Raw genomic sequence first — 4,213 nt, forward strand, 5'->3', positions numbered from 1 at the left:
GGCCTTGAGCCGCGGCACATTGCCATGGATGGCGAAATGGACGGCTTCGAAGATCGAGCTTTTTCCGACCCCGTTGGGAGCGTGAATCGAGTTGATGGCGTCGGTCTTGAATTTGAGGACGAGCGGGTCACCATCGTTGTTAATCCCGCGGAAGCCCTCAATGGTCAGACTGCCCAAAAAGTACCGGGTCACGACTTGGCCTCCGCCGCTCTCTGAAGCGCCTCCAGCCCCTTCAGGACCGCCTTATGGAATTCCCCGATCGCCGCGCGGCTCGGCCCGGCCTCACTTTCCACATCGAGAAGATGTAGATTGTCGAATAGGATCTTCGCGCATTCAGGATCGCTCCGCTCCACCTCGGCTTTGAGTAAGGCGAGGTTATCCGCGAGGCTGTTATCGAGCTTGAATTCCATGACGTCCCGCCCCCTGTTCCCGACTACCTCACTCCGGCCGGGACATCCGTCTCGGCCGTCAACGTCTTCTTGAACTTGCTCCAGCCCGGCAGCACGAACGGCTGACCGTGATCGATCGGCACGCGCATCGTGGTTTCGCCGTATTCGCCGGGCGGACCGAGCGCCACGACGTATCGGTTTTGGTAGGTGCAGGGCTCGCCTTCTTCAGCGACGGTGTACCGTTCGGGCAGCCGTCTCAGGACAGATGTCTGGTAAATCCAAACGTCGTTTCCCCTCAGAAGAACGATGAGCTGGCGAAGCCGGCGGCGCAGCGCGATCTCGGTTGCAGGTGGAATATCCTCAAGAATGCTGCGCCTCTCCCAGGTCAGCCCCCCGAGAATATCGAATAGTTCCTGAGCATAAGCTCCGGTCTCATCGTCGAGCTTGGCCTCGATGACACATGCCAGATCGTTTGACCGGGCTGCTTCGCTATAGAGCTGCCCCTCATCGGACGTCGCGCTAGCGATGTCATAGTCGTGCCGCGGGACGAGGCGGTCCTCGTCTTCCATGCAGGCCACGCTGATTGCTCGTCCCCCCGTTTCCGCTACGGCCACTGACGCGGCTTCAGACGTGACTATGCGCTCCCGGTGGACTTGCAGGGCCTTTGCCAAGCGTTCAGCCGTTGCTACAGCGATCGGGGCGTTCTCGTTTTCGATCATTCGAAGCTTACGAACGCTGACACCTATCTCGTTCGCCATCTCCTTCTGCGTCGAGAGCCTTTCGAGTCGCTCGCGCAATGCTTTTACCACTGCTCCGTGGGGCACGACTTTTTTCATAACAGCCTCATCCATCCGATATTGATGGCGCAGTTTACATTGGCAAGCAGTGCTCCGTGAGGCACCTGACCGGAATCCGACCGGCACAAGGGCGGCAGAACCGGCGCACTGCATCACGCAGCACGGTCACGTCGCGACCGGGCGGACCTGCCCAAATACATCCCGATGCCATCCCTCGTTCATCCGGCAACTCCGGTTGATATGGGGCGATACGCGGCCAGTGATGGGCGCAATAGCACGAATGCAGATTGGCACGATTCGCGGCACAAGGATGATGAAGGATAGCTGGCGATTTTCGCACGACGCTGTGTCAAGTTCGAAGGCTTTCTCATCAGGAATGGCAATGTCTGGTCACTAAATGCGTCAAACCGGAGACTGATTTGGCGGGTCACCATGACCGGCGTTCTCACCATATGTGTCACGGCACAGCCGTCATGGAGAGAGCTTACTCCGACATGGGCCTGCCCTCGAGGGAGATGCTGGAAGCCGACCACCAGGCCCGTATCTCGCGTCACCGCGGGACCGGCGCCAAAAATGGCCGCTGAAGGGGAGCATTGATAGCAACATGAGGGTTGATCCCATACGCCACCAGCCGGGTCGGCGGACCGAGAAGTCGGTGAGCCGTGCCCCCCGGGACTTTGGTGCCGGGGGCCCCCCCGACCGAGCCGCTGCAGACCGGCTCTACGACGCGATCCTGCACCTGCGCCGCGGTGGGCAACGGGTGTACCGGTCGGGCAAGGAGCACATGGTCGATGACAAGGCGCTGTCGGCGCGCGAGCTGGTCGAGATGGCCTTTGGCCCTATCGGCAGGAAGAAGGCCGGAAAGGTCCGAAGCGACAAAGGCCGCGCCAGGGGTCGGGTATGACCGATCATAGATGGGATGTGATAAGCCCCGCCCCGCTTGGCCCCACCATCCTGGACCCGCGGGCCGTCTGCAATCTGATCCTGGACGAGGTGGAGGCCCCGATCCCCAATCTGGACCTTCAGTCGCTGCTCTACCTGGCCCATGGCCTGCACCTTCGGCGCACCGGGGGCCGGCCGCTGGTCTACGGCTACTTCGAAGCCTGGGAACAGGGGGCTGTTCACCCCGGCATCCATCAGGACTATGAAGTCGGCGCAGGTCCGGTCCTGCATCGGGCACTCCGCGTGGACATAGTCACAGCTCAGGCGTTTCGCCTGCCGACGATCGAGGACAGGATGGTTCTGGAGGTGGTTCGGTCGATCGTCAGGAGCGCCGGCAGGCTGGAGGGGCATCAGCTCCAGCGCCTGGTACAGGTGCCGGGCGGCCCTTGGCAGCATGTCGTCGGCTCGTCCGGCTCTGTGGGCCGCTTCAGGAGGAAGATCACCGATGCGCTGATCCAGGAGCGCTACCACCATCATAGGCTGGTGGTTTGAGGGTTAGCCGAACAGCCGGGAGGCCAGATATCCTGCGATGAACCCCACTGCCATTGTGGTTGCCTGGTGCTGGTTGTGGGAGGCGACAACGGTGATGGTAACAATGAGACAGGATACCCCGAGGATGGAGGGGATGTAGCGTTGCAGGTTGCGCATCAAAGCTCCCCGGAATGAATGCGATGGCGCTAAAAATTAAGAAGCCCTGAGGTTTCGCGCCAACGAAACCTCAGGGCTTTCTTTGCACTTACATATCGCGGGACTGGTAGGCACCCACACCGTATAAGCGAAATCGAGCTTATAGAAGATGATCATTTAATACAAGGTCCACACAGGGCTTCATATCGCCACGCCGACGCCCAACTCGATAGGGTCCAGCAATCCGGCATCGTCGTTCCCGACCTTGCCTACGCGGCCGTTGACAGGCCATAGGCGCATGCCATTGGCGGGATATGGGGTGAGGAGGGCCAATAGCTCAGGTTCTGTTGCCGGCTGTTCCCCGAGCCAGGTGGACCAGCTCTTGGCCGGCAGGATGACGGGCATGCGGTCGTGGATTGGTTCCATCAGGGCATTAGGCGTGGTGGTGATGATGGTGTAGGTGTGGACCCAGTCGCCTGTGGCTGGCTCCCTCCAACCTTCCCAGAGGCCGGCAAAGGCCATGGGCTGGCCATCGTCCAAGGAGATGGCGTAGGGCTGCTTCTGGGTCGGAGAGGTTTTCTTCCATTCATAGAAGGCGTCGGCTGGCACGATGCAGCGGCGCTTTTTCAGGGCGCTGCGGAAGGTGGGTTTTTCCGCCAGCGTTTCCGAGCGGGCGTTGATGGCCTTGGCGCCGGCGGACATGTCCTTTGCCCAATGGGGCACCAGCCCCCAGCGCAGCAGGTCCATCGACCGGGCGCCGGTGTCGGGGTTTAGGCGTACCACCGGATTGCGGGTCGTCGGCGCCACGTTGTAGCGCGCCGGGTAATTGACCAGGTCATTGGTCACGCCGAACAGATGCTTCAAGCCTTCCGGCGTCGTGGTTACAGCATAGCGACCGCACATGGCACGTCCATCCCCACCCATCCTGAGCGGCCTCAGCGAAGCCCTCCCTGGAGCATCCGGCCTGCCAACGCGTCAGTAAAGCGGATCCACGGACACCCGTGGAACCGGATTACCGTGGACACGGCATCCCTAGTGCAAGATAGATGGGCGATCGAGCTGTCAGACTTTGGGTGAGCGGAACGGCATGGTCCAGAAGGGCAAGGGGAAAGGGAAGCGCGAAGTCGACCAGGGCGGGGTGCCGGCACCGGACGAGGCCCGCTCTCTGGCTTTCGAGGAGCGGGCGCGGGCGCTTTTCAAGCCTGAGAGTCCCCAGATCGTCTATCTTCCTCTGATCACGCGGGCCGTAGCCAAAGCTCTGGAGGCCGTCTACGCCCTTGGATATGGCGACGGCTATCGGACAGTATCGGACGAGGTCATGGAGACCCAGGCCGCTTTGCGGCGCGGCTATGACGAGGGTTTCGAAGAAGGNCGCCGTCAGGCAGCCGACGAGTTTCANGGCATCGGGTTTCCNAGAGGGCGACGCATGGCCTTGCGCGAGTATCGCGCCGCCGCCCG

Annotated in this window: 6 protein-coding genes; 1 reads left to right on the top strand and 5 read right to left on the bottom strand. The window is 61.5% G+C overall.

Translation table 11 applies throughout. From position 1 onward, the window contains the following. From I55_RS05765 to I55_RS05775, 3 genes are all read right to left on the bottom strand, one after another. A partial coding sequence (locus tag I55_RS05765) for an AAA family ATPase (protein ID WP_044559553.1) occupies positions 1-192 on the bottom strand: 192 nt, incomplete at its 3' end. After that, positions 189-410 carry a hypothetical protein gene (locus I55_RS05770; RefSeq protein WP_044559554.1) on the bottom strand — a complete coding sequence of 74 codons (222 nt, stop codon included), beginning with the start codon at positions 408-410 and terminating at the stop codon, positions 189-191. The genes I55_RS05770 and I55_RS05765, both read right to left, overlap by 4 nt. A 23-nt stretch (positions 411-433) precedes the next feature. After that, the gene (locus I55_RS05775) at positions 434-1,225 is read right to left on the bottom strand and encodes a helix-turn-helix transcriptional regulator (protein WP_044559559.1); all 792 of its coding nucleotides are present in this window, start codon (positions 1,223-1,225) and stop codon (positions 434-436) included. Between the two features lie 861 nt (positions 1,226-2,086). Between I55_RS05775 and I55_RS05785 the strand changes: the two genes are divergently transcribed. Further along, the gene (locus tag I55_RS05785) at positions 2,087-2,620 is read left to right on the top strand and encodes a Panacea domain-containing protein (protein WP_044559556.1); all 534 of its coding nucleotides are present in this window, start codon (positions 2,087-2,089) and stop codon (positions 2,618-2,620) included. A gap of 3 nt (positions 2,621-2,623) precedes the next feature. Here the strand turns inward: I55_RS05785 and I55_RS36850 are convergent, their stop codons facing one another. After that, positions 2,624-2,776: a hypothetical protein gene (locus I55_RS36850; protein ID WP_159107119.1), complete on the bottom strand. Its 153-nt coding sequence runs from the start codon at positions 2,774-2,776 to the stop codon at positions 2,624-2,626. Between the two features lie 180 nt (positions 2,777-2,956). Further along, the gene (locus I55_RS05790) at positions 2,957-3,658 is read right to left on the bottom strand and encodes an SOS response-associated peptidase (protein ID WP_044559557.1); all 702 of its coding nucleotides are present in this window, start codon (positions 3,656-3,658) and stop codon (positions 2,957-2,959) included. Between the last annotated feature and the right edge of the window lie 555 nt (positions 3,659-4,213).

Source organism: Azospirillum sp. B4, from assembly GCF_000333275.1.
Lineage (GTDB): Bacteria > Pseudomonadota > Alphaproteobacteria > Azospirillales > Azospirillaceae > Nitrospirillum.